At 51.8% G+C, this 25,485-nt stretch carries 19 protein-coding genes and 3 pseudogenes; 5 read left to right on the top strand and 17 right to left on the bottom strand.

The annotated features are described in order from the left end of the window. Window positions 1-198: 198 nt before the first annotated feature. The 6 genes from B9Z31_RS00100 to B9Z31_RS00075 form a co-directional block, all read right to left on the bottom strand. Window positions 199-411, bottom strand: a complete 213-nt coding sequence (locus tag B9Z31_RS00100) for a KTSC domain-containing protein (RefSeq protein WP_100117559.1) — start codon at window positions 409-411, stop codon at window positions 199-201. After that, a complete protein-coding gene (locus B9Z31_RS00095; protein WP_100117558.1) occupies window positions 408-2,240 on the bottom strand; it encodes an ATP-binding protein in 1,833 nt (610 codons plus the stop codon). Before B9Z31_RS00095 ends, B9Z31_RS00100 begins: the two co-directional genes overlap by 4 nt. Then, window positions 2,237-3,499: an SIR2 family protein gene (locus B9Z31_RS00090; protein WP_233200575.1), complete on the bottom strand. Its 1,263-nt coding sequence runs from the start codon at window positions 3,497-3,499 to the stop codon at window positions 2,237-2,239. The genes B9Z31_RS00095 and B9Z31_RS00090 overlap by 4 nt, the downstream gene beginning before the upstream one ends. A gap of 201 nt (window positions 3,500-3,700) precedes the next feature. Beyond that, entirely contained in the window at window positions 3,701-5,050 is a 1,350-nt protein-coding gene (locus tag B9Z31_RS00085) for a hypothetical protein (protein ID WP_100117556.1), read from the bottom strand. 153 nt (window positions 5,051-5,203) lie between these two features. After that, window positions 5,204-5,845 (bottom strand): hypothetical protein, encoded by a 642-nt coding sequence (locus B9Z31_RS00080; RefSeq protein WP_143473791.1) that lies wholly within the window; start codon window positions 5,843-5,845, stop codon window positions 5,204-5,206. Window positions 5,846-5,908: 63 nt separating this feature from the next. Next, on the bottom strand, window positions 5,909-6,952 hold the full coding sequence (locus B9Z31_RS00075; protein WP_143473790.1) for a hypothetical protein: 1,044 nt from the start codon (window positions 6,950-6,952) through the stop codon (window positions 5,909-5,911). 348 nt (window positions 6,953-7,300) lie between these two features. Here B9Z31_RS00075 and B9Z31_RS15325 point away from each other — a divergent pair, with 348 nt between their 5' ends. The 3 genes and pseudogenes from B9Z31_RS15325 (at window position 7,301) to B9Z31_RS00060 (ending at window position 9,539) form a co-directional block, all read left to right on the top strand. Further along, on the top strand, window positions 7,301-7,813 hold the full coding sequence (locus B9Z31_RS15325; RefSeq protein WP_143473789.1) for a hypothetical protein: 513 nt from the start codon (window positions 7,301-7,303) through the stop codon (window positions 7,811-7,813). 114 nt (window positions 7,814-7,927) lie between these two features. Next, window positions 7,928-8,548: pseudogene (locus B9Z31_RS00065) on the top strand (recombinase family protein); the annotation flags it as partial. Continuing rightward, window positions 8,541-9,539 (top strand): ADP-ribosylglycohydrolase family protein, encoded by a 999-nt coding sequence (locus B9Z31_RS00060; protein ID WP_100117552.1) that lies wholly within the window; start codon window positions 8,541-8,543, stop codon window positions 9,537-9,539. The pseudogene B9Z31_RS00065 and the gene B9Z31_RS00060, both read left to right, overlap by 8 nt. A gap of 182 nt (window positions 9,540-9,721) precedes the next feature. Here the strand turns inward: B9Z31_RS00060 and B9Z31_RS15700 are convergent, their stop codons facing one another. Continuing rightward, complete coding sequence (locus B9Z31_RS15700; protein ID WP_369804618.1) at window positions 9,722-9,817, bottom strand: DUF4113 domain-containing protein; 96 nt, start codon at window positions 9,815-9,817, stop codon at window positions 9,722-9,724. Window positions 9,818-9,997: 180 nt separating this feature from the next. On the opposite strand from B9Z31_RS15700, the pseudogene B9Z31_RS00055 reads away from it, so the two are divergent. Both B9Z31_RS00055 and B9Z31_RS00050 read left to right on the top strand, forming a co-directional pair. Continuing rightward, window positions 9,998-10,484: pseudogene (locus B9Z31_RS00055) on the top strand (transposase); the annotation flags it as partial. Window positions 10,485-10,641: 157 nt separating this feature from the next. Next, entirely contained in the window at window positions 10,642-12,195 is a 1,554-nt protein-coding gene (locus B9Z31_RS00050) for a DNA cytosine methyltransferase (protein ID WP_100117551.1), read from the top strand. A gap of 217 nt (window positions 12,196-12,412) precedes the next feature. Here B9Z31_RS00050 and B9Z31_RS15695 read toward each other — a convergent pair. The 10 genes and pseudogenes from B9Z31_RS15695 to B9Z31_RS00005 form a co-directional block, all read right to left on the bottom strand. Further along, window positions 12,413-12,559: pseudogene (locus B9Z31_RS15695) on the bottom strand (hypothetical protein); the annotation flags it as partial. A gap of 73 nt (window positions 12,560-12,632) precedes the next feature. Next, window positions 12,633-14,411, bottom strand: coding sequence for an AIPR family protein (locus B9Z31_RS00040; protein ID WP_100117550.1), 1,779 nt, complete (start codon window positions 14,409-14,411; stop codon window positions 12,633-12,635). Window positions 14,412-14,413: 2 nt separating this feature from the next. Then, complete coding sequence (locus B9Z31_RS00035) at window positions 14,414-15,418, bottom strand: PD-(D/E)XK motif protein (protein ID WP_100117549.1); 1,005 nt, start codon at window positions 15,416-15,418, stop codon at window positions 14,414-14,416. Then, window positions 15,402-18,299 carry a Z1 domain-containing protein gene (locus tag B9Z31_RS00030; protein ID WP_100117548.1) on the bottom strand — a complete coding sequence of 966 codons (2,898 nt, stop codon included), beginning with the start codon at window positions 18,297-18,299 and terminating at the stop codon, window positions 15,402-15,404. Before B9Z31_RS00030 ends, B9Z31_RS00035 begins: the two co-directional genes overlap by 17 nt. A 34-nt stretch (window positions 18,300-18,333) precedes the next feature. Beyond that, window positions 18,334-19,857, bottom strand: coding sequence for an ATP-binding protein (locus B9Z31_RS00025; protein WP_233200573.1), 1,524 nt, complete (start codon window positions 19,855-19,857; stop codon window positions 18,334-18,336). Further along, window positions 19,835-22,339 (bottom strand): RNA polymerase sigma factor RpoD, encoded by a 2,505-nt coding sequence (rpoD, locus tag B9Z31_RS00020; RefSeq protein ID WP_100117546.1) that lies wholly within the window; start codon window positions 22,337-22,339, stop codon window positions 19,835-19,837. Before rpoD ends, B9Z31_RS00025 begins: the two co-directional genes overlap by 23 nt. Continuing rightward, on the bottom strand, window positions 22,336-23,298 hold the full coding sequence (locus B9Z31_RS00015) for a YafY family protein (RefSeq protein ID WP_158235633.1): 963 nt from the start codon (window positions 23,296-23,298) through the stop codon (window positions 22,336-22,338). Before B9Z31_RS00015 ends, rpoD begins: the two co-directional genes overlap by 4 nt. Before the next feature lie 233 nt (window positions 23,299-23,531). Continuing rightward, window positions 23,532-23,831: a hypothetical protein gene (locus tag B9Z31_RS00010; RefSeq protein ID WP_100117544.1), complete on the bottom strand. Its 300-nt coding sequence runs from the start codon at window positions 23,829-23,831 to the stop codon at window positions 23,532-23,534. Between the two features lie 714 nt (window positions 23,832-24,545). Further along, window positions 24,546-24,830: a hypothetical protein gene (locus B9Z31_RS15315; RefSeq protein ID WP_143473787.1), complete on the bottom strand. Its 285-nt coding sequence runs from the start codon at window positions 24,828-24,830 to the stop codon at window positions 24,546-24,548. 22 nt (window positions 24,831-24,852) lie between these two features. Continuing rightward, window positions 24,853-25,335, bottom strand: a complete 483-nt coding sequence (locus B9Z31_RS00005) for a site-specific integrase (protein WP_233200571.1) — start codon at window positions 25,333-25,335, stop codon at window positions 24,853-24,855. Window positions 25,336-25,485: the final 150 nt, after the last annotated feature.

Here is a 25,485-nt window from a genome sequence, read left to right as displayed (position 1 = left end):
CGAACCCAGGAAAAAACGCTTTGTAGGGCTTTTTTGAGTGCCGCACGGGTGCCAGCTGCAAAAGGGCACTGCCTTAAGCAGACTTTGCGCGCAAACAGTCGCTAAAGGCTAGTTGCGATCCGCAGGATCGGAGAAATGGAAGGTCTGGTGCAAACCCCAACCATACGCTTGATCGCATCTTGAGAGTGATGCTAGCTCTTAGCCGACACGGGAGTACGGGTAAGCATTTTTGATCTGATAGGCCAAAAATTGCCCTTTGGAGCCCGCCTGTATGAGTTGCTCAAAGAGTGTCTGCGTTACGTTGTAATACTGGTAGATAGCACCGTTCGTGAACTCCACTTCCAATGTTTGTGACGGTTCGTCGTAGCCGATTGAGGCGATATTTGACGAAGCTACTGATTCTCGGTTCATTGCTCATCTCCCTGTGGTTCTGGTGTGTCCTCTACTGGAACGCGCACGATTCCAAGGTCTCGCGTGACTGCGAACGTTTTCTGTGCACGCCAAGAAGCCACTACTCGATCGTACCCTTCTGCAATCCGCTTGTTGGCCCACGCTTCGGAAACCTTGGGGTCAGAACTCTTTGGGCGCTGCTCAGGAGCCGGCAACGTGACTCGGCATCGCACAGGCAGCCTGGCAGCCTCTCCGGCGACGATTGCCTCCCCCGTTCTCAATACCGGTAGTAGATCCACCAGCCCGCCTAGGTTATCGGGGAGCGCCCCCTTTACACGGGCACGGTCCTCAGGGTTTGATAGCCGCAAGGCGAAAATCGTTCCGCACTGCGACAAGATGGTCTCATCGACCTCGGCGGGGCGCTGTGAAATCACCATTGCGCCAATCCCATACTTGCGTCCCTCTTTGACAATTCGTTTCACAATGTCAGCAGCTTGACTATCTTCCTTGGCACCGGATAAGTATCGGTGGGCCTCTTCCATTACGATCAGCAGCGGTCGTTGTATTCCCCCTTCGGTTTTCTCACGGCTCCAATAGAGCGCTTCATAAACAATCCGCAGGATTGAACCGACAAGAGTCGTTAACACAGCGCTTGGTACACCAGAAAGGTCCAAAATGGTGACAGGCTTCTCGTGTCCCAACCATTCTTCCAGGAGTTTGTCGAGGTCGAGCTGAACGGTTCCTTTTAGCGAAGGTTCCCATGGGCCAGGGTGCAAGATGAAGTCAAATCGGTGATCCAGCAGCCGTGATCGCATCAGATTTAGCTGTCGGCGAATTCCCTTTGCCTGCGTATTCAAGAATGGTCCCGCAGAGCCTAACGCTGCCGGGGTGTACTTCGGTGGAGCCAAAGTTTCTGGGTCACCGCCCTGTTCCAGTGCTGGCTGGTCCCGCTGCGGACCATTGAAAGTCCGCATCTCAAAGTCGATAAGGTCGTACCAGCATTGCTTAAGACTGAACGGTACTGGGCTATCGACGGTGAGCGATTGAGGGTCCAATCCGGCAAAGTTGGCTGCCGCTAGCACCACTGCCTTCATTTCTTGGATTTTGTCTGAGAACGCAATTTCCTGGTTTTCGGTCAAGCTTCCTGCAACGAAATCGAGAAGGTCTTTCGATTGGAGCGCCCAGTAGGGAACGAACAGCGGGCGTTCTCCGGGCTGTGGCGTGGCGCTGTAAACACGGGCGAAATCCGCTAGGGCGTGGGTGTATTCGCCGTGTAGGTCAAGGAGAAGAATTCGGGACGCTGGTGCGCCCCCTTCTTGATTTGGACGAACGATCGAGCGCAATAGACTGGCAACGGTTGTTGATTTACCTGAGCCAGTCGATCCTAAGACGGCGGAGTGCCGAGTGACCAATGCATCCAACGAAAGTTTTACGGTGATGCTTTCGGAACTAGACAGAGTACCTATGGCAATCTGGTCAAGGCCCTCGTTGCCATAGATGCGCTTAAGGTCTCCTTCACTAACAATGTGCACCGCGTCGTTAATGGACGGCAACTGACTAAGCCCGCGCTCAAAGCTCTGGCCTAGAGCCTCTCCAGCGAGTTCCACTTTCATCCAACGTCCACCGCTGGCTGCCTTGGAGTCTGCCGATGCGCCCACCTCGCTCACGATTCCGAATAGGTCCTGGTATCCCTGAGGTATTCGCACGAAGCCACCGACCTGAGCAACGCGGTACATGTGCCCTTCAATCATGGCGATGCCCGACGCGAGGGACTCGGCGAGAGAAACAGTCACGGTCGGGCCTGAAACCGATGTCACTAAGCCGAGGAAGGTGGGGTCCTTGGCTCTCATGCTTTAGCCTCCACGGCATTTGCCACAGCAACTGCAGCGTCTGGCGGTACAACTCCGCCCAGTATTGCAACGGCCGCGTCGAGTGTAGCCTGCGCACTCATGTCGGTTGCCTGAGCAAGAGCGCAGAAGCGGGTGAGCAGAGCAAAGTCGCCAAGCAGGAACATGCTTTGCTCCCTAGGTCGTCGTTGTCCCCAGAAGGTCGCACGGATGTCCTCCCAATTTTTTGGGGGATCCCCGGGGCGCCATGCTCCTTTGACGCCTCCAATTACCGCACCATCGGACGCATATACAGATAAGTTAGGGCGTTCGTAAGCCAGCTTACAGGCAGCCTCTTCAGATGCCAGCGGCAGGTACTGGAAGGCCATTACCGAAGCGTTCGCGTTCATAGCAAGTGACTCGTCCAATACGGCGCAGATGTGTGCGTCGCGGAACGAAAAGCCAGAAGTCAGCAAGATGCTGTCCGGGGTAAGAAGAAACTGGCGTAACCGCTCAAACAAAGCCGAGTAGGGTTGCTTCTGGGTTAGCTGGTACTTCAAGTGGTCGGGATAGACGAGTTCAGACGTTTCCCGTCCGCGTCCGCGAACAACCGAGTCGCCCTCTAGTGCCCAGCCTAAAGAGCCATGCAATTTCCATAGCCGAGACCACCTTGGTGGCAGATCGTCGCTGGCGACACTAACGGGATCAAAGAACGGTAGATGTCCTCCGGTAAATCCATCGAAGTAGGAAGCCCGGGAACGTTCGAAAGCCTCTTCGAACAACAGGTCGTAATTAGTCGTAAAAATCTCGACGGCGTGCGTCCGAAGCGTTCCGCTGACCCAAGAGACCAACTCTGTGTAGGCGTTTCGCTCCTTGGGTAGAGGTGCGCCGACGACTTCGCCAATCTTTCTGCATACTTCCGCACCCAGCGCCTTGTAGCCTTCTGAGTCCAGTCCATGAACCTGAGCGGGCCCGAGCGCCTGTTGCAAAAGTCTAATGCGGGTGAGGATTGATTCAATATTTGCGGAAACACCGAGTTCTGCGCGAATGGCCTCGGCAGCGGCCTTTTGCTGTCCGGCCAACGTTTCAATCGCCTGAGTGGTTAGTGCCTCAACGCCAGGCATCAATGATCGTCCACCCTCTGAAACCAACGCGCCAGCATCGTTCACTCGAAGCGACATAGGTGCCCCAGCCCCTACCAATAGGCCAACGCGCTTGCGTCCTTGAGACAAAATTTGTCTGAGGTCCGACATAAAACGATCAGGATTGTGGAAGGTGTTCAAGCGGGTGCTCCTCTGAATATTTTTTGTAACCACATTCTGCACGATGTGTTTTCAGGGGGAGCCGCGCACGAACTTCATTGAGCGTGCCGTTTTGATGGGTCTGTGTATTGCACGAATGACTGCTTGACATTTGGGACCCGCACTTACCAAGCCGCGAGCTACAGCCCGCACTAGCTGCACACAATCATCAACTCTAATCCGTTATTCCCAAGGCCGTGGCCGTCGCTTGCTCTGCAGTTCACCCACGTTCATCTCACCCTGCAGTGGAGCAGCATAGAAGCGGTCGATCATCTCGGGACTGGTTCGTGCATTGCGAGCCAGTGTCAATGTGTCCACCGTTCGACCAAACATCAACCGAAACATGATGCTGCTGTGACGCAGGCTGTACAAGGTCCGAGTTTCGCCTGCGGTGCTGAGCTTGAGGCCTGTCACTTCCAGCACGATTTCAAATTGCCTTGCCAGTAGTTTCATGGCGTTGTCGCGTGATGCTGCTTCGGGCATGAACACATAGTCCTCAGGGTGGATGTCGCGACCAAGTTCCAGCACCTGACGACGCCTGATGCGTTCATACACTTTCACGGCCCATGGCATGGTGGTGATGGGAAACGTGTGCCCCTTGCTGGGTGGCAAGCTGAGCCTGAGGTAAGTCCACTCCCTGCGAATGATCTCCACATGCTTGTGCTGCATGTTGCGGATGTCGGTAGGGCGAATATAGCTGTTGACCATGAACACGATCAAATCAGCCAAGTCCTTGGTCATCTCGATGCGCTTGATCAAACGGTCAGCAGGCCCAAGTTTTCCACCAGGCTCGCAAAAGTAGGAGCCCTTGGTCTCCTCTGAATGTGCTCGCCACTCGACTTTCTTGCCAGCCAGCTTTTTGGCCACCTTGGTAATTTCTTTGTATTCGCCCACGTTGAACCAGCCTCGCGGCTTGTCCTCAATGCCTACCTTGGGAAACTCGGGAATGTGTTGGATGAAGCTGTGCCGGGCGGCATGTTGCAAAACCTTCCGGGTGAGCCCCATGTAGGCACCCAGCGTAGAAACACTCAGCTTGGGCACTTGGTTAGAAAGCTTCTGCAGAAATTCGTCCAGCATTTTGTAGTTGATGCTGAGCACGTCCGTTTGACCGAAAAAGGGCAGTATGTGTTTGTCGTAGCGCAGCTGCATGTTGTCGTAACTGATCTTTGATAACTGGCTGCGGTTCAGTTTGGCCAGTTCACTGTCCATCAGCATCTTCGTAGCCTTGGCAAAGGTCACAACCTCTGCTGCGTTGACTTCAATAGGCAAGCCTTCAAAGTTGCCACCACGAATGCGTATGGTGATGTCGTCGTAAAACCGTTTTGCCGCTTCCAATGCATCACGCTTGATTTCGGTCTTAGTGGTGCGTTTGAAGATGTGGCTCTCGGCGTAATACCTGACCCACCAGTAGCTGGAAGCCGGAATTTTGAAAATCACCAGTTTGCGTGGGTAGCCTGGAATTCGCGTGATGGTTTCCTTGATGGGCACAGACCTGTGCCGTTCGTGTGAGTCGGGTTCAATGGCGCGTGGCATGTCAATTTCTCTGCTGTATTCATGAAGTTTGTTTTCTGAGCAGCTGGCCAGTCAACCTAAAAGCGGCAGGGCTCGGGTTGATCTGTGGCTTTTAGACGATCAATCGCTTTGGGACCAGTCCTGCGAATTCGATTGCCATTTGCAGGACAAAAATCACACAGTTTCAGTCTCATCTTCAGGTTCGGCAGAAGATGCTTTCTTGAAAGGTGAGGCGACCTTCCATCGGTTTGACTCGTACCAATCAAGAATAGCTTTTTCGATGATGGCCAGTTGCGCATCACCGTAGCCTTCAAGTAAGTTGTTCAACGATGTCACATCAGGCTGCAATAGAGTTATGTCTGTGAACCCCTTTTCAACAGCAGTGTCTCTTTGATCCTCAAGGGTTCGGGACATGTATTGAACCGACTGAATCATTGAATGTATTTCGTAAAAATGATCGATGAGATTGGCTAATTGATCAAAATTCTGCTCAGTCAGATTGAAGCCTTCAATGACTTCAGCGTCGTACTGAAGTTTCATAAACAGATTGGAATGAACCTCTGCCACGGTGATCAAAAAATCTGAGCTGCGAAAGTCCGATTGCTTCTTTCCCGTCTTTTCTATTCGAGCAACAATTCCCAGCAGGTCTGTTAGCCTATGAATGCTGTTGGAGAAATTGCCTCTGCTCTTGTAGTACCTGCCGTCTGGAATCGACAAGATCCTTTTCAGATCTTTCAACTTGGGAAGCTCGGTGTCAAAGTGGGCCTTCATCAAGATCACAGTGGCTTTGCCACGGGGTCCTAAAAATTCGCTCATTGGGTTCTCCTAATGGGTTTGATGGATCCCCAGACCCTCATCGGCTGGGGATCAGGCTTGCAGTTAAAACATGGCTTCTTTAACCGTCACGCCAGCGACGTTGGCATTCATAGGCGCATTGATCATGGCTTCTGGCTGCACAGTTGAGTTGAGGGCAGGCAGTCCCGCAGGCTGGTAACCCTTGTCACCCGGTTGCATGCCCCAACCGGAGGTGATGCCCCATTTTTCGCGCAGCACATCCAGTTTGTCTTCCATGCTTTTTAAGTCGTCAGAAAGGCTGGCTTCAGCCACCATGGCGAGGATCTGGGTTTCCATGGCTTCATTGAGCCGGATGAAGCGAACAACACGGCGCTCGTGTCCCATGGGGTTCACGCACACTGCGAATTCAAAGGTGCCTTCCTTTTTGCCTTCGCCCACGGTGTTGAGCACGAACTTGTCCTCCACCTGAACCACGGTGTCTGCAACCTTGGCATTGGCCAGTAAGATTTTGCGCAGCAGCTTGGTCTTGGCCTCCTTGTGTTCCTTCACAGCCTTGGCTGTGCCTGCGTCCTCCTTGGTGGCTGTGATCTTGGCAATGCCACCCCGTTCCTTGATGTAACCAGGCAATTCAGTGGCGTCCAAGTTTTCCTCGTACGCCACCTGCAGAACCTTCGAGTAGTTGTAGGCTGTTTGGCGATCGGTGGGAAGGATAAAGCGCAACACCGTGGTGATCCAAGGTGTGTTGATCTGGGTCTTGATGTCGTGCTCGCTTTCCAGTCGATCGCGCATGCGCTGCAGGATGTGATCTTTCAAAACAGATTCATTGATTTGCAGCGCATAGCTGTAGATGGCACCCAGCAGTGCGTACAACTCTTTTGTGCCGCGCACTACGTAGGTCTCAACGTACTGGTTGTTCATCTTGGCCAGGTTCTGGGCCTGACCCAGGATCATGTCCACCTGCACTTCGTTGGCGCTTTTGTCACTGGGCCGACGCTTGTCTGAGCCGCCTAAGGCGCGGTTCATCAAAAGACCAAAGGAAAACTCATCCACTTGTGAGGTGGTTGCCGGGGTATCGACGGGTGCCCCATTTGCTGCGGGCGGGGCGCTGTTTGTGTTTTCTAAGTTCATTTCAAACTCCTGTTAAATTTCATAACCATGGGTTCCGTCGACCAGGATTGGTGCGACACGCTGAGGTTAGGTTTCTGGTGGCGGAGTTTTTTCACTTTTTCGAGGGGGTACGAAAAAATGAAAGTTCAAAGGCTAGATCGGTGTAAAGACACTCAAAAATTGATTCCATTTATCTCTGCGGGCCGATTGAGGGCAGAGAGCACTGAGTCGTTTGTCCACGGTTCACACCTCGACATTTGGTGGCGATGTCTCCGATGCTCAAAGGTGTTCACCCAGAGTTGCCGCACTGGCCTTTTCACCACCCAAGGCGCATTTAAAACTTACCGCCTTTTTGGAGCCGTTGAGGACTTGACCTTAAAAGAATGGTGGCTCACCAAGGGTCATGAGACTTTTGGTGAAAGCATCACGACCTTGCAAGTAACGCTGTATGTCAAGCGTAAAAACAGTGATGCACTGGAGATCACCGTTGACGCCATGCAGCAGGTGTCAAGCCAGCTGGCGGGAAAAGAATTTGGGTTTTGGCTTGATCAGATATGTTTATTGAACTCACGACAGGGCCTACTTTCTGATGCGCCTTTATCTTGGCCAATTTATCGAAGCCGTATCGCACTGGAGGCGATGTCACAGTTGCTTAGCATCATGGAAATTCATGAGCTCATCATCCGCAATGCCCCGCAGACCTGTCTTTGGCAGATAGGTGAACAGCTCAAGCTGAACTCTAAAGCCATGACAAAAGGCGATGACTATCCCAGCGTGATAGCTGACAAGCACAAGGCCATGGGACAAACCGTGAGCAGTTATTTGAAAAAGGGCCGGTGTTTGGTTGACAACGCGGCCAATGGTCTTTTTCCAAAATATTGAATTGTTTAGAATAAAGAAATCACTTTTTTAGTGCATCTTTATACTAAAAAAAACCGATAGACCTTTTTTCGGAAAAGTTCAAAATATGGAGACGATGCCTCAGTTTTTGCCTACCTTCGCGTCTCAACCGACGCCCAAGACACTGCCAACCAGAAGCACGGGGGCGTGCGCTATTGCGTTGACAAAAAGCTGCTTGAACCGGTTTTCGTCGAGGACACCATCAGCGTTGAGACCGACTGGCGAGACCGGCAGCTCGGCAAGTTGATCCGGGGGGCAGGGGAGGGCGACGCGATCGTAGTGTCGGAAGTCTCACGCCTGACGCTTAGGACGCTGCAGGTGCTGGAGATCGGCCGGGAGTGCATCGAGAAGGGCGTCCATTTGCATGTCGCAAAGAACGGCATCGTCTTCGACAACACCATACAATCGAAAATCGTCGCCGTGGTGCTGGGCCTGGTGGCCGAGATCGAGCAGGACTTCATCAGCTCGCGCACCAAAGAGGCCCTGGCCAAGCGCAAATCCGAAGGCATTAAGCTGGGCCGCCCGGTGGGTGGTGCCAAGATTCTCAAGCTGGACAGGCATGCCGACAAGATCAACGGCTACCTGGCCAAAGGCATCAACAAAGTGGCCATCGCCAAGATGCTGGACGTTTCGCCAAACACGCTTTATGAGTGGTTGAAGATTCGCAGAGCATCGCCTGTTCCAGATACGCAATCCATAGAGACGAGACATGGCTGAAGATTTAGACACATATGACCGTGCATTGGGTGCCGTCCTGGGTGCATTGGTTGGCGATGCGCTGGGAGGTGTTTTGGAGTTTCTGGATCACAAGCCAAGCGCAAGTGAAGTTGAGTGGGCATTAGGTATGCCCGGTGGGGGCGTCTTTGATCTTGCACCTGGTCAATTTACTGATGATGGTGAAATGACAATTGCGCTCCTAAACTCCCTTCTAGTCAAGCGAAAATACAATGAAGAGCTGGCCGCAAAGTCATACACAGAATGGGCAAACTCTGAACCATTTGACATCGGCACTGCCACGCAGAACGCATTGCTGTACGGCGAACCGGCTGATTGCATAAGTGGCTCAGTCTCAAAGGCAGCATCAGAATTCAATTCGTTTTCACAAGCCAATGGCAGCCTCATGCGTCTTTCACCATTGGCAGTCACGGGTTCAACATACGGGTTTATTTCGCCGCATGTTTGGAGACCATTTGAACGTGATGCACGCCTAACTCATCCGAACAAAAATTGTGTGGATGCTTCTGTTGTTTACGGTACGACCCTTGTCAAGCTAATTTCACCAGAGGGTTTTTTCTCGTTCGATGGACGTTCAAACCCTATTGAATTTTCACATGTCATCCCCTTCAGCAATAAGGATTGGGAAGTTAACGAATGGCTAGCAGACGTTGCTCGCGGTGAACTGCCTTATGCGCGCAAAAATATTGGCTGGGTCAAGATTGCATTCTCACTGGCGTTCTATCACCTTATGAATGATTCAACGTTCACTGCTGCCATGCGGCAAACACTCTTACTAGGCGGAGACACCGACACCAATGCTTGCATCGTCGGTGCCATGATGGGTGCACGCTATGGGGCTTCTGGCATTCCTCAAGCTTGGCGTGATGCTGTCCTGAACTGCGACACCAGTAAGGGCCAGCAGCCGCGGCCTTCTATCTATTCAGCACTGGATCTTGAAAGCAAAGTCAAACACTTGCTGTACATGGTCTGAGCCAGTCCGCTTCTCAGTGCTTATGTTCTTGATACGGGGTGAAATTGGCAACTAGCTCGGGTAATCCAGTGCTTTCAAGTTCGCCGTAAGGCGTTATTATGGTGATTCTGCAGACCCCCCTTGACTGCACTCGTTGTAATCAAGTTGCAGTATTTCACGCACCCAACCGAGTGAGTTTTTGGTTAGCCCGCCACCGCTAACCCCCGCCAATCCGTTGTAAACCCCGACGACAGCCTCTCCTGCTTCATCCCCCAAACCGGCAGTGCCCCAATGCCCACCGCGCTGCCCAGCACCACGAGGGGCTTTTTGCTTTGGGCTCCTGACTGCGGCTTTAGGCATTTGCCCGGCAAAGGCGTCTCAAACCCCGTTTGTCTCAAAACCTCATGACTGAGGGTGTTCTAAATTTTGTGTAATCGGTCAAATGGCAGGAAACTGCCGAACATCCAGAAAGATGAACCATGACCGTAAGCAACGAATTGATCGACCAGCTGATCGCTGGCTACAAAAAGCCTGAAGACCTTATCGGCGAGAACGGCCTGCTCAAGTAGCTGACCAAGCGCCTGGTCGAGCGTGCCTTGGAAGCCGAGATGACCGAGCACCTTGGCCACTCTAAAAACGCCAGCGTGGCCAACACCGCTGGCAACGCCCGCAACGGCAAATGCAAAAAGACTCTCAGAGGTGACTTTGGTGAGCTGCCCATTTACGTACCCTGTGACCGCCGGGCCTACTTTGAGCCTCAGGTCGTGCCCAAGCACCAGACCCGCTAGACGGGCTTTGACGACTAGATCCCCTCCTTGTATGCACGAGGCATGTCCGTGCGCGGATTAAGGGCACCTTTAGGAAATGTATGGTGCCGAGGTGTCTCCCAGGCTGATTTCATCAGGTCCGGATGCCGTGATGGACGATGCCGCTGAGGGATTGGAACGCGGCATCGTCCCGGTTTACCATTGAGTTCGAAGGCTGGATGTCTAAGCATTGAACTCAGCCACTTTTACACAAAACTCTGTGCTCGTCTAAAAATTCAGTTATTCAGCCCGTTTGAAAGCTGACATCTGAACCGCTCAACCTGGTAAGCTATTGAGCAGTCCGAAAAAAAATCCTAATGACCTCTATCAAAACTCAGGGCATCCCGGTTATCGATCTATTTGCTGGACCAGGTGGTCTTTGCGAAGGCTTTGCATCTCTTGTTCGTGGCGTAACACGTGAGTTCGACATACGTGTTTCGATTGAAAAAGATCCCGTGGCTCACAAGACTCTTTCGCTGAGAGCGCTGTTTCGCTCATTTCCGGTTGGCAAAGTACCAGAGGCATACTATCAATACATAAGGGGAGAGATTTCTCGCAATCAGCTTGAAAACGATCCAGCGGTTGTACCATTTGTTTCCAAGGCATACAGCGAGGCGCGCTGTGCAGAGCTGGGCAAAGATGACCACAGTGAAATTGATGGATGGATACGCGAGGGGCTTGCTGGAGCAAAGGACTGGGTCCTGATTGGTGGTCCTCCTTGTCAGGCTTATTCTCTAGCCGGTCGCGCACGGATGCGCGGAAACAACCCCAAGGAATTTGAAGCTGATAAGCGACATTTCCTTTATCGCGAGTACCTTCGGATCATCAAGCAGTTTTCTCCTGCTATTTTCGTAATGGAGAACGTGAAGGGGATGCTGACTTCCCAGCACTCGGGGGCGCCAATTTTTGACCGCATTCTTGGTGACCTTCGATCCCCGGGAAACGGCTATGAATATCTCATCCGCTCATTTGTTGTTCCAGGTGAAATTCAAAACCCTGGTGATTTCGTTATCAAGTCAGAAGAGTTCGGAATTCCGCAAAGTCGACATCGTGTGATTCTTTTTGGTATCAGGGCAGACGTTGCCGAGTCCATCCCAGACCTGATTCAACATCCGGAAAAATTCTCCCTCGCAACGGCGCCACGTGTGACTGCAATGGAAGCACTGGATGGATTGCCTGCGCTTCGCAGCAAACTGTCAAATCGATTTGATGGAATGCCTGACTCCATTTCTAATTGGCAAAAGGCTCTCGTAAATGGTTTGAAGATCATTGAAAAGAAAAAAAGCGGTGTGCCTATTCGGGTCCTCGAGCGAGCTCAATGGGCGGTGACAAAGTCATGGATTCACAAGTCGACTGGTGGCTTGTTTATCAAGTCGGATGTTTCAATTGGAGGTGTGTTGGCATCTTGGTATCACGACTCCAGAATTGGTGGAGTAACTCTGCATGAGACCAGAAGCCATATGGAGTCCGATCTTTATCGGTACCTGTTTGCCTCGTCGTTCGCTCGTGAGGAAAAGCGATCTCCAAGGCTTAGTGATTTTCCACAAACCCTTTTACCTAGCCATGAGAATGTTGGAAGTGATTCGACACCATTTTTGGACAGATTCAGGGTTCAATTGCGAAATCAACCGTCCACGACAATCGTCTCGCACATTGCCAAGGATGGGCATTACTACATTCATCCCGAGCCCTCGCAGTGCCGGAGCCTGACGGTTCGAGAGGCTGCGCGCTTGCAGACGTTCCCCGATAACTATTTTTTCGAGGGTAATCGAACGCAGCAGTACCACCAAGTAGGTAATGCTGTACCGCCGCTGTTAGCCCGGAAAATCGCTGAAATTGTCCTCAGACTGTTGCAGTCGGCCCGACGTTGAAATCTCCCGAGACCTCACTCCCTGAAATCCAGCGAGACAGGTCAGCCTGCAATACCTCAGGGGAGGTGGACTTCAGGTAGCGCTCCCAGAGTGTCAGAACGCGCCATCCGAGTGCAAAAGTCTCTAGTGGTCAGTCTGATCCCTAATGGCATTTGCATGAAGTTTGGCTGACCTGAACTTTGGTCTGGTCGAAGGATTGCGCGCAAATTTGCAGCCCTTATGCATGTGCCAGAAGCGTCCATGGACCAGGTAAAACCGCCCTTAGTCTTGGCAAGCCGTTATTTGGCTTGCCCGGCAAGTCCTTGCGGAGAATTCTGAACCTGTACCCTTGCGTGTGCAGTGCCTTGCGAATCAGGATTCCCGGTTTTGTGTCTTTTCCTTAATGCCCGACATCATCCTGCTGCGTACTGCACTTGAAACGATGTCGGCCATTTTTATCAGCCGTTGTAGCGAACTTCAGGAATGCCTGAGATAACAGGAGAATATGACGCATTGAAAACTGCATCCCTGCACTCTGGCTTTTTGGACCATTCTGAAATCATCTTACCCCTAGCACTTTCGTGTAGCACATCACTGACCTGGCGTGCCCATGTCTCAATCTGTTTCAGGAGTTCATTAGAGACAGCCTGGTTGCTCCAGATTTTGTCCAGATCAATGCGTTCACCGAGCATCATGGCCGTAACTGAAACGGTATATGCCGTGATGTTTGCCTGGAAAGCTTGGAACATGGGGCGTATCAGTTTTTGAGCATCCCGGTAGAGCTTTGCTTTTGCGATCATGGCTTTGAAGTCGGCGGTTGAGGGCAGCTTGACTTCCTGTCCCTCTGGAGCAACCAGCGCAGCCATGAAACGGTCAAAGTTTTTCTGGGAGCCGAGGCTGACAATCTCTGGTTTCTGATCCCAGGCATTCAGATACTTTGCAAGATCCGTTTTTGTCAGTCGACGACTCGTCGGGATTGCGTCTTTGATCTTCTTAAGCTTGGCAGGGGTTGTTCCTTCCCTAGCCAATAGGGTGTTGTAGCTTCCTGCAGCGCGTTCGTAGAACCACTGACTAACTCCATCTGGGCAGTAAACAGTACGGGAAATCTTTTCGATCTCCACATGGAATGGTTTGTTGGCAGAGAGGTCTGACTGCCTGACAGCGTTCTGGCTATTCGCGAAGCGGGAAATGTCTGATACCAGGGCTTCTTCCTTGGCGGGGTCCTGAACGCTCATGACAATGATTTTTGCTGCCACTCTGACGCTGGACAGATCGACTTCAGGATACTTCTTCTTTGTGAAGTACAGCGATGCAGTTGTTTGCCCCCCATTGACAATTTGAAGGCCTTTGATCCATGCAATTCCGGTCATCCCGTCATGGGAGTGTCCCAGTCTGATTTCATCAGCAACCATAACAATGCCGTTGTTGTAGGCCATGAAACGTTCGGGTGAATTTCTGAGCGTGCTTTGTATGCCAGCATTCACGCCTTTACCCTTGACGCTCAGAAACGAACGAACGTTTGCTTCAAGAAGTCGAGCCCCAAATTTTTCGTAAAGCAGGCGAAGAGCGTCACCAGGAATAGCGGTTAATGCATAGTTATAGTCATCGTTCTGTCCATTGACGAAGACACAGGGGAGGGGTTGGCCTGACAGCTCATTGAAATCGATGACCAGCTCGTCACGCGGCTTTCCTTCGGATAAGTGGCGGTGTAGCCGCTCTATGTCCATGACCTCCAGCCTGACAGCCTTTCCGTTAATTTCTTTTGTCTTGAAGCTCTTGGAATTAGCGATACGGTCAGTAATGACGAAGATGCGAATCTGTTCCAGATCGTTGTAGATGGCTTGAAGCGTCTCGGCCAATGACCGGACGTCGTTGGTCGGATCCAGCTTTGGAGCGAGCGTTCCTTGTGCGCATAGAGACAGGAAACGGAAACATTGTTCAACAGCCGTTTTCGTTTCAGCATCAGGGATCCGAGTTGGCTCATCTACCCCCTGGTAGAGGCTGACGAACAGATCTAGCTGATCATTGTCGTCAGACAGGGCGTAACCACTCAGCCGCAATATGGCATTGCCAACCTTGCCTTCGAAATGGCACTGGACAGGTTCGAATGTCATACCAATTTCTGCCATGTGATCCATGACGATGTTGGCATAAACAAGTTCTTCGTAGAGGGCTCCGTCCTGCATCTGCGCGCGCACAGTAGCCTGTGTTTCCCTCAAAAATTCAGCAAGTTCCATAGTCAGATCATTTCCAGTTTCTTGAGAGCGGTTGCCAAGCCAATATCCTGACTGAGCAAGGGCTCGATATTAATTTCGTATCGTGCACTGATGACTCCGGGCGTCACGTTGCCGTGCATCAGTCGGGGAAAATTCTCGCCAACTTCAAGCATTGCGAGTTCCCGGAGTGAAAACCTGCGATGGTATTTAGAAGCATGCGCTGTCATGTATCCAGCGGCAAGAACTCGATCATTAAACTCGGACAGCGTGATTGGATGGGATTCAAGTCGTGTCCTGATTGCAGAAATCTTGTCAGGAAGTGTTTGACCACTCTCGATCAATGCATATTTGACTGTACCCAGAAAAATGGGCTTGCAGTTCGTGTCATCCAGTTGTTCCAGTGAACCAATTTTTGCCACCATTCCAGCGGAGGCAATAGTGGTCTTGACCTCGATGGCACCAAAGCCAAGTTCGAAATCCCTGAGCCCATCAAGGGGCCCACTCCAAGCTCCGATAGCTGTTTCAGGAGCCAAGCCGACCTCCAGCATTTTCTCCAGCACGGTTAGTTCGCCTACGAGACCGACTTCGTTTTCTGCAGACAAAGGAACGGCGCCCTTGCGCATGAACTCCTGCCACGCTCGAATCCTGCCAAGGAAAGCACGTAATTCACGACTGTGGTCTCCGGTGTCAGTGGCCAGAATCGCCTGAAGAACATCCGAAACCATGGCGGAGAACAACTCAAGGTTGCCATTCGGACTCCTGGTCAATGCAAGCCAGACCAATCCATCCTGTTCAGAATTCACACGAGTGACGTGGAATCCCAATCCTTCAGGCAGTTTTTCGTTTCTCGAGATTTCACTTTTGCGAAAACCCGCGAGTAATGCTTCGCATTGATCGGGAAAATTCCGCCCAGCTCTAAATCTGCCTGGATGGTTTGGCAAAACTGCCACTGTGTTCCATCCGGATGTGCCTTGCGCGGTCTGGATTGAATTCCAGGCAAGCTGAATTTCGTCAATCAACTTGGCCATATTCCTGAGCCCATTGTGCTTGGGTTAAATGATCCACTGCATATTTGACTTTCACTCCGGCATCACTGGCAGGGAAGCTGATGCCGAATGCAATGACAGGTTTTTTCCAGTCACCAAATCCAGGACCAAATTCGGCCTGATCCGGGTCCAATGGGTACAGGATTAGCAAGCCCCTCTCAGGGGCTGCCTGTATTTCCTGTTCTGGAGCGCCCATGCCTCTGATGTGTCGGATGGCCAAACCATTTGGCACTGTGGGCGCATCTGGCTTTTTACCGTCTTTAACTCGAGCTGCGTCTGGATTCCAGTTTTTCAGAGTCAAAGCCATGGCTGCGTCCCAGGCAGGGCCATCAAGATCGATGGATTCATCAGGCGGTGAGACGGGACGTCCAATAGCATACCGGTCGCTGCGTGAATCGTCCGCTTTCCGCTTGATCATGCGATCAACCCTGGGGCCACCGGTGAACTGGTAAGAGGCTCCGGCACCACCGTCTGCCAGGTAGACTGTCCAAGATGTCAATTGACCGATCTTGGCCATTGACCGGATGAAATCCCGGATCAGGGGGCTGTTGACCTTGCGAGCAGCCGGATGGGTGGCGTAGGCATCAAAGAAGTCTGCGATAGCTTCGCTGGACACGTTGTTCCAGAGATGCCCGTTCCATTTTTTTGGCTTGCCTTCCCGCATTCTGATGATTTCTGGTGACTCTTGCGGAGAGCCACATGCCAAGAGGAGTCTCGTGGTCGCATCAAGATTCTTTGACAGGATTGCAGCAGTACTGTGCAGCGCCACAGTCTCAAGGATTTCACCGCTGAAAGACAGTTGCAAATCCTTTGCTGTCCGCATTTTCAGAGGGGACGTGACTAGCAGAACCGGATGCGACTGGACCCTGAGACCATAGTCCTTGGGGGTTGCCCCACTGTCCTTCATGGCTTCAAATTCGTCGCGAAGTTCCTCGGATGCATCAGCAATGTGCTGAAACCACTCGATCAGATCATCTATGGTGTAAAGGCGGCAAAGATCCAGATAGCCAGGGCGGTACCCAAACCATCGCCCCATTTGCATGAGGGTGTCGTACATTTTCGATGTACGGACAAAGTAACTGGTGCAAAGCCCTTCAAGCGTAAGGCCCCGAGCGAGCTTGTCACCGCCAACAGCAATCACTTTCAGTCCCTTGGTGCCTGGAGTAGCGTAATCAAGGACATCCTTTGCCTTGCCGTTGATCATCCGCACTTCAACATCGGATAGTACATCTCCAAGTTTCTGTCGGATTTCTTCCCAGGAATGTTCTGGCGGCTGGGTTTCGGATTCAACCAGTCTCTCGATCACAGCAGTGCGTGTTGGCGTGAAATCTTCCTCCCAGAGCTTGCGCAGTTGTTCCAGCGGCGCGGTGTCATCAACCCCACGGGTAATGCGTTGGCGAAGCCCTGTGACGTATTCCTTTACCTGCCTATGAACATCCTTCTGAACCCGGATATAGCGGGTAACGTGGATCAGCATCGAGGAATGCTCGCTACCCTGTCCGCGTAACTCACGGGAAGCACAGGCCAACACGAATGACTGGATTGCATTCTTCAGCGAGGGGGGCAGGGCATCAACGCCAAGATAGAAAGGTTGATGATGCTTGTCATGTTTTTCTGGCATCCAGCCTGACTGACGGTCTTCGCTCATGTGGTCCTTGAAGACGCGCATAAGTGGAAGTCCTCCGGTTCTTCCATCGTCATCTTTCAGGCCAAAGATGCGTGCAGGACCGACGTAATTGGAAGGAGCTGCGAGGTTGATGATGAATGACTTGGGAAACAGGTCCGCTCCCTCATCAGTGGTCTTCCCTTGCCTGTGGATAAACACGTTGGCGAAAGGGGTGGCCGTGTACCCAACATAAGCTGACTTTGCAAAGCTGTGCAGGATTTTCCGGATTCGGCTGTTGATTGCCTTGGGCTCGTGATCCGGATCTGGGTTGCCTTCGGAATCAAATGTCTGCTCCCCGGTATCAACTGACCCGTTATCTGCCTCGTCATCGATCAGTAGCAGAGGGAGATTGCTGACGTATTTGAGTCCGGTTTCGTTATCTCTGGCATCGGCGACATGGTTCTTGATCCATTTCAGCAAACGATCAAGGACAGTTTTGTTCTTCTTTACAACGAATAACCAGGGGCGTTCCTCAGGAGTGATGGCCAAGTGGTTCGCTACCTTTGTGCTGAAGTCACCGTTTTCAGTTCGGTTCGTGGCGCAATTAGGCTTGATCTCCAGGTCACGTCCCAGTTCGCCTACCCCGATGTATTTGACGACATCGTTATTGGCAGATGTCTCGTATCCCAGAAACCCTTCTTCGAGCCGAATCTGGGTCTGGGATCGAAGGTTGTTATGAAGGCCTGCCAGGATGATGATGATCTTGTAGCCAGCGTCAGCCGCTTTACAGATCAGTCCCGTGTAGTTTGCGGTTTTTCCCGATTGAACATGCCCAACTACCAGTCCTCGCCTGTCCCAGGAGCCTGTCCGGTTGGGGTCTTCAAGTAGGCCAAGCACTTCGTCGGTAGAGATTTCCAGCGCGTCTATGGCGGCCGGAGGCATTTTCCGCTCCAGCATGTCCCTGTATCTTGGCCAGTATCGCCAGCCCTTTTTTCGGGATGAACCAAGCCAGGTTTCGTGATCACTGCCATCGGAGAGTGTGGTGTTCTTACCGATCCAGATGCTGTAACGGCGGATCAGTTCAGCGATGGCACCCTCGATGTTAATTGGTTCATCTTCCCTTCGGGGCATGATGGAAGCGGCCAGCTCAACCATTTCCTTAATCAGCGAAGCGGTTGGGTTCTGGGTGGCTTGTTCCATCAGCAGGTTCTGTGCATTGCTGATGACGGTACTTGTTGGCCTGTTGAATTCGCTCATTTCTATTCCAGTCGGGTCTGATTCATCTTCGCATTCAGGATTCCGGTTCGGAAAGCTGTGCAATCAGATGAGGAAAATTTTGAAATGGATCTGTGCAGGCTAGTCTCGCCCTTGCATCCGCGATATCCATGCCCTTACGTATAACCATATTCCTGAACAAGGTTTTCATTACCTTCAAAACCGCTTCGTCTGAGCTGGAAGCGAAGCTTGTGACTGGGGTTTCCTTTTGCTCGGCAGTGTCCAGCCAGATTTTCTGAACAGGAACAGTCTCTTCAATGACCCTTAGCATGCTGATGATCAGATCCTTCTGGGTGGAGGTGGCGTCATCAAGAACAGCTGCAATGCTCGGATGCGCCTCGTCGATCCTGTAGCGGATTCCCTTGGACGTACGCTCCACCTTCCAGGCTTGCTCGATTGGAGTACCCGCATTGATATTGGTTGGGCTTCCTCGGTAGGCAAAGACCCGACGGGCACGTTCCCGCGTGTCAGTTGCCATACTGGTCAACCAGGGACGCAACGCTACAGGGGGGCGTGCAACTGACTTCTTGACGTCAATTTTCCAGTCTGTATCTGCCGTGTTGGGGATGTCCAGCCGAATACGTGCAAGCCTGTGGGGCTCTTCGCGGTTCCAGGCTCTGGACTGTCCCAGCCCCAGCCATCCACCAGCGACCAGAAGCCGCTGGTTTCGGTAAACGTAAAAACCCTGTTGAGCGTTCCACCCGCCAGGACCACCGTTGATCTCGTATTCCCTGTCTGTCAATTTGTCCCTGTGAGGGAGGACGTGGCATTGAACTTCAATGCCTCCACATGAGGTCATGTGCCTCTGGACTGGAGATGTCCATGGTTTCGCGGGATGGCCACTAAGGAAAGGATCCCATGCCTCGATCTTTTTTCCATTCAGGTTGAGTCGCAGTTTGGGATGGTGTCCTTCGAGCAACCGATGAAAAACCATGGCCAAGTGACGCTCGACCTGTTCTTCCATCAAGGCCAGGAAGTCATTGACCGTAAAGCTTTCAGTGACGATGCGGTCAAGAATCTCCCAAATCACGATTGTCCCGTGGCCGAGAGATTCCAGCTTTCCAGGCAGGTCCTCGGATCCGGGTGCCGGTCCTTCAATCAGGACCCATCCTATGTCCGGATTGGCTGTCAGCAAATCAAGATCCCATCGCAGACAGCTGTTGACGCCGTTCTTTCTGGATGCAACCGTGAGACGTTTGCATTGCGAGAACGAGGCTGTTTTGAGCCCCATTCCGAATCTGCCAAGATCGTGCGGTGATCGTTCGTCGAGAGGGTTTTTGTTGCCAAGTGTCATGGCGCTCTCAAGCTCTTGGTCACTCATTCCGGACCCGTTGTCCAGAATATAGATGTTGCTCGACTTTTCTTTCCAGTTGAACTTGATATCCACTGTTGTTGCACCAGCGGAAATGCTGTTGTCGATGATGTCGGCCAGAGCAGCAGCGGTCGAGTAACCGAGCCCACGTAGAGATTCCAGCATGGCGCTGGCCCTTGGTGGTGCGTTCCTTGTTGCAATCTGATTATTCTGTTTGGATGGGCTCATGGGCGATATCCAATAGGTCTCTGAGTTTGTCGCTTCGGGACGGATGCTTCAACTTTCGAAGGGCTTTTGACTCAATCTGCCGGATGCGCTCTCGTGTCACACCGAATACCTGTCCAACTTCTTCTAGCGTGTGATCTGTTGACAGGTCAATTCCAAACCGCATCCTCAGAATGCGGGCCTCGTTAGGTGTCAAACTGTCCAGAATATCCCTGACTGTTTCATAAATATTGTGCTGCAATGCGACATTCATGGGGGCTGATTGAGCATCATCTTCAATCAGTTGAGCCATCAGATTTCCCTCTTTATCGAGCAGCGTATCCAGGGGTACGAGTTCTATATCGGATTTAATGATTCGTCGAATCCTGTCCTCCGGTATCTCCATCCGGTCCGATAAAACTGAAACGTCTGCCTTGGTCCCGTGCTCCTGGAAATATTGACGCGAAATCCGGTTGAGTTTGTTGATGGTTTCGATCATGTGCACCGGAATTCGGATGGTGCGTGCCTGGTCTGCAACAGCGCGGCTAACGGCTTGACGGATCCACCAAGTGGCATAGGTCGAGAACTTGAAGCCACGGCGATATTGAAATTTGTCCACAGCCTTCATTAGGCCGATATTTCCTTCTTGGAGAAGATCTAGGAATTCCAGTCCGCGATTGGTGTATTTTTTTGCGATTGATAGCACAAGCCGAAGGTTGGCTTCGATCATTTCTCTCTTGGCATCTCGACAGGCGCGGTCGCCAGCGTTCATGCGCTTGTTGATGTCCTTAAGTTCATCCAATGGAACCACAACTTGACACTGCAAATCGATCAGATTTCGTTGAATGTCCTGAATCTGCGAAATGTTCCGCCCTATGTTTGCAGCCCAGGGCATGCTGGAAGTAGCCTGCTTCTCCATCCATTTGAGGTCGAGCAGATGAGAAGCTACACGGCCGCCATTCCTATCACGTCCGCTGAATTCAGCCAAGAACTGATCATGTGGGTAGCCGCATTTGTCAACGATGATTCGACGAAGCTCGCGTTCCATCTTGCGCACATCGTTCACCTGACCGCGTACTATGCCGCACAGCATTTCAATGACCTTGGTGGTGAAGCGGATGGTCATCAGCTCTTCTGACAGCGCGGTCTGAGACCTGACGTAGTTGGATGTTCCCCAACCCTCTTTGTCGTAGACCTTGTGCAACACTTCAAACAGAATGGTAATCTGGTCAAACCGATCCAGCGCCTGGTTTTTCAGTTCCTCAAGACGCTTGGTCTGGGCTTGGGAGTCGTCATGGTTCCCGTCTTCATTGGCTTCGTCGAATTCGTCGAAGTCTTCTTCGGCCACATAGTCATCAGCTTCGTTCAGGTTGGCGAAACCGTCCACCACGGTGGAGATGACGACCTTGCCTTCACGGATTTCGTTGGCCATGCGCAAGATCTCGGCGATGGTGGCAGGCGACGCGCTGATCGCCTGCATCATATCCATCAGACCTTTCTCGATGCGCTTGGCTACTTCGATTTCACCTTCACGTGAGAGCAGTTCAGCCTTGCCCATTTCGCGCATGTACAGGCGTCCTGGGTCGTTTGATGATCCCGAAAGGTCGTCTAGGTATTCGAGTGCACTATTTAAGTAACGCTCTTCTTCGGCCGTCTCGTCTTCATTTAGGTGGACAGTGAAGTCATCAAATATGGAAACATATTCGTGTCGTTCGTCCGTCTGGCCACCCAGATCGTTGATGACCTGACGAATATTGTTGGAGAAATCCAGATCTTCAATCCCGAATTCTGACAACGCAACGTCCTGGATCTGGAAGTCCGGAACACTTCCCTCCCGTAAGACTCTCAGCAGTGCACTTCTAACTGCAGCACGTGTTTCCGCGATGGCCGTTCTGACAATCGGTTCTGCGAATTCGGGAAGCGAGACATCAAAACCCTCCCAGTCGGCAGAAGTGTCAATTGCAACGTGCTCTGAAATTGCTTTCTGCTGAACTTTGACCTTGAGCGCAATTTCAGGATTTTCTTCAGGGGGCGGGGCTTCCTCTTCCGGTTCCCAATCCCCGATGTTCCATTCTGAATTCAATTCATCCTGAACAGGATCGACTGTGAAGTCGTTTGATGTCGCAGAGGGCTCCGTTGCCTGTTCGGTTGTGACGGGAGGCAGAAGGTCTGGTACTTGTTTCATCGGCTGAGCTGCAACAAGAACTGGCATGAACGACTGTATGAGTTCAGCGGTCTCGCTACATCCTGCATCGGAGGCTATCGCGACTGCATCTTTTCCCTGCAAGTCCAATAGCAGAGGGTCGGCACCGTTCTCTAGAAGTAGCCTGCAAGCATTGGTCTGTTTTTTTTTGGCCGCAATCATTAGCGGCGTGTTGCCTGCGTCATCACGGGCATTAAGATCATCACCCTTCGCAATGTGTACCTTTATGGCGTTCTCGACGCCATTGGCTACTGCGATTTTGAGTAGCCGGTTCAGAGCGGACTTGATGCCTATGCCGATCATGAGTAATTGCTCATGGCAGCCGCTAGGGCGCTCTTCATTGATTTAACGAGTGACGCGGGCTTGAGCACCTTGACCGAGTTGCCGTAGCCAAGAAGATCGGCCACGAGTTCCCGTTCGTCCGTGTAGGGGACCTCAAGTTGGTAGTGGCCATCCGGAAGAAGTTTTCCGATCTGGTCTTTGTGCCATTGTTCTTGCTGCACCCAACGGGCCCGCTCGGGGGAGAAGACCAGCAGAGCCTTCTGCAGAGGCTGGCCTGTATAAATCCCGTAGCCAAGTCCGAAGGCTGAGAGCATGTCCTCATCCGACATTTCCAGGGTGTCGTCTTCCTGCTGTGTCGCAACCTCTATGGCATCAATGGAAAACCTGCGGGGCTCACCCCTCATATGGCACCAAGCATTCAGATACCAGTTTCCCCTGTAATACGACAAGTCCTGGGGTGAGACATCGCGGCTACTGTGCCCGCCAGTTGTTCGATTGAAGTGCTCGAGGAGCAGCCGCTTCCTGTTGAAGGTCGCTTGAGCCACGGTCTCAAAGATGCCACTACTGACGCTCCGTTTCCCCGCGTCCAGCAATTTCACCCGTCGGCTCAGTTCAGGGGTGTTCAATCCCTGCTTTTCGAGCAACTCGGACAACTTTTCCTCAAGTGGCATGAGGTGAGAGCCAAGCAGGGTGGGGGCAAGCTGCTTGAGCATCTTCTGGATCGTTGCCAGAGCAAGCAGTTCACTTTTGTTGAGCCAGATTCCTGGAAGCTCATGCGCTTCGCTGGTCTTCTTCAGTACATATCCTCCGGCATCCCGGTCATATTCGATGGGGATACCAAGCTGGTCGCGCAATTTGGCCAGGTCCCTCTTGAAGGTGGCTGACGACACTTCCAGCAAGGCCATGAACTCCGCGCGGCTCAAAGCCCGGCGGCTGGACAGAAGCGCCTGGTATTTGTAGAGCCGGATGACCTCACTCATCTTGTGGAATGCCTTGGAATTCTTCTTTTGAGGCTCATGATTTGAGCCGCCGTCTATGACTATAAGCTTTATAACCGACTGCATTCATTAGCAATCGACGTCATCATCTTGTAATGCAAAAATATTTATAAATCATGATCAATCACATGCTCTTCCGGAGTGACTACTTTGAACCTCCCAAGGCTGCGCAGCTCGTTGAGCAGGCGGTTGTTTTGCTATAAAAACGAGCAGTTTTAGTTGAACTCATCTGTATCCATATGACGGCGTCTGGAAAATCCATCGTCAACCTCATCCCGGTGTGACTTGATAAAGACTGCACCCAAGCCGGTCGCAATGCTTCCCATTCTGTTGCTGCCGTCTGAGCTGAAACTACCCGTTTGGGTGTAATCAGACCCATCAGACCCGTGCGTGAACGGCCCCATGGTTGTGTAGACCGTACCATTCGATGACACGCTAGTGGTCTCCGAAACCTTGTGAATGGATTCGCCTTTATCGGAGGTCGCGAACCAGCCGAATATGTTCCAGATGTCCATGATTAACTTTCAGAGGATTTCTGCTGATCTTAGGTTGCCACTGGCTCATCACGTGAGCCTGTCGGCTGTTCTTTATCGGCGTTTCCAGAATTGACCCACAGCTGTATGCACAAATTTCACACCGACCAAACGGCGTCAGTGGGTAAAGGATCGCCTTGGCGTTCAAGTGCCAATAGGTTGGCCATCTAATTTGATACGCTAGGCGTCTTTGAGTTTGCGCATGTTGATCCTTGGGGCGCGCATAGCGGTCCTGCAAAAAGGATTGACGCTAACTCGGCCTGAATATGAAATACATGCGCAACACCGAGGCGGAGTTGTAGACCGGCTTACCGGTCACGATAACCGAAATGGCCGGTCAGGATCCCGGAATCAGCGGTCACGTTCGATCGGAATTACTGGTCACGTTGTTACGGAACACTCAATTGAAGTCATCAACAAGACAGATGATTCAATGTTCCTTCGTTCTGATGGGACGGTCTACCGTTCGAAGAAACGCTAGTTGTCTCCGAAACCTTGTGGATTGTTTCTCCATCATCCTAGATTGCTAACCTATTGAGTAAGTTCAAGATGATCGCTAAAGACTTACCAAAGTCTCCAATGAATACTAGGGCACAGCTGGCTCACTAGGTGAGCTGGTGAGATAGGGCTCGAAAAGGCTTGGAGCCTAATCAAAATCCTTAGCTAATCTTGACGCCTCGTTCTTTCAAAAGAGATTTAAAGTTTCGTGATGTTAAATTCCTGAAACTTAGCCAAGTTCCAAGTCCTGTCCCATAAGCTGCCCCATAGATCAAAGCCACCTTCAATTGCTGGATCCATTCCATTTTTTAAAAAAACCTCATACAAAACCATGTTGGCATCACAAAAGTCGTGTGAGTGACAAATATTGAGTGATGTTTCAACGGCATTACGCTGAACGACCTCTTGAAGTTGTTCATGTGTCAAGCGTGCTTGTAGTGAGTTCGAAAATTCAATCGCAAGAATTTCGGGATTTTTTGTCATAACAATTTTGGCCTTTCAATGGCTAGGCAAGCTCAACCGCAGCCTTCAGCTGGCTTGGACTGCTGTACAAATATGCGGCAGTGGTTTGGATGCTGCGATGGCCAGCCAAAGTTTTGAGGATGTGAATCGCAGTGCCCTTGTTAGCCAGTGAGGTTAAAAACGTCCTGCGACCGCTGTGACTGCTGGCGCCTTGCAGTCCAGCACCCGCGTACAACAACGCAAATGTCTGGGCCAGGCTGTTTGCGCTGAACCCGGTAAGGATGCTTTTTTGGCTTGCAAAAAATGGGTAGCTTCTGTCCACACACTTGGCCTGTGCGGCATAGGCCTGTAGTTCCTCACGTAATTTGATGTTGACGAAGACTGTGCGAGCGTGCCTACCCTTAGTCATGTCGGGCAGTAAGCGAATTTCTTCTTTCACTGTGCCATCGTTGTTGATTACGTCACTCCAGCGCAAGCAAGCCACCTCTCCAATGCGCAAACCCGCAAGGTGCGTGAGCAACATCATGGCCCGGTTGCGTCGCGCAAAGCCCCTGATGGCCAGTCCAAATTCCCCCACCCGTGGCCACCCCAAATTCCCCCAGGCAGCGCCGTCAGATTATGACGTTTCCGGATTGACGACCAAGCGAGCAGCCGCCTCCTTGAGCCTGTAGCTCTT

The organism is Limnohabitans sp. G3-2, from assembly GCF_002778275.1.
In the GTDB taxonomy this organism is placed as follows: domain Bacteria; phylum Pseudomonadota; class Gammaproteobacteria; order Burkholderiales; family Burkholderiaceae_C; genus Limnohabitans_A.
The sequence above is the reverse complement of the archived record's forward strand: the minus strand, read 5'-3'. Positions and strand labels throughout refer to the sequence as shown.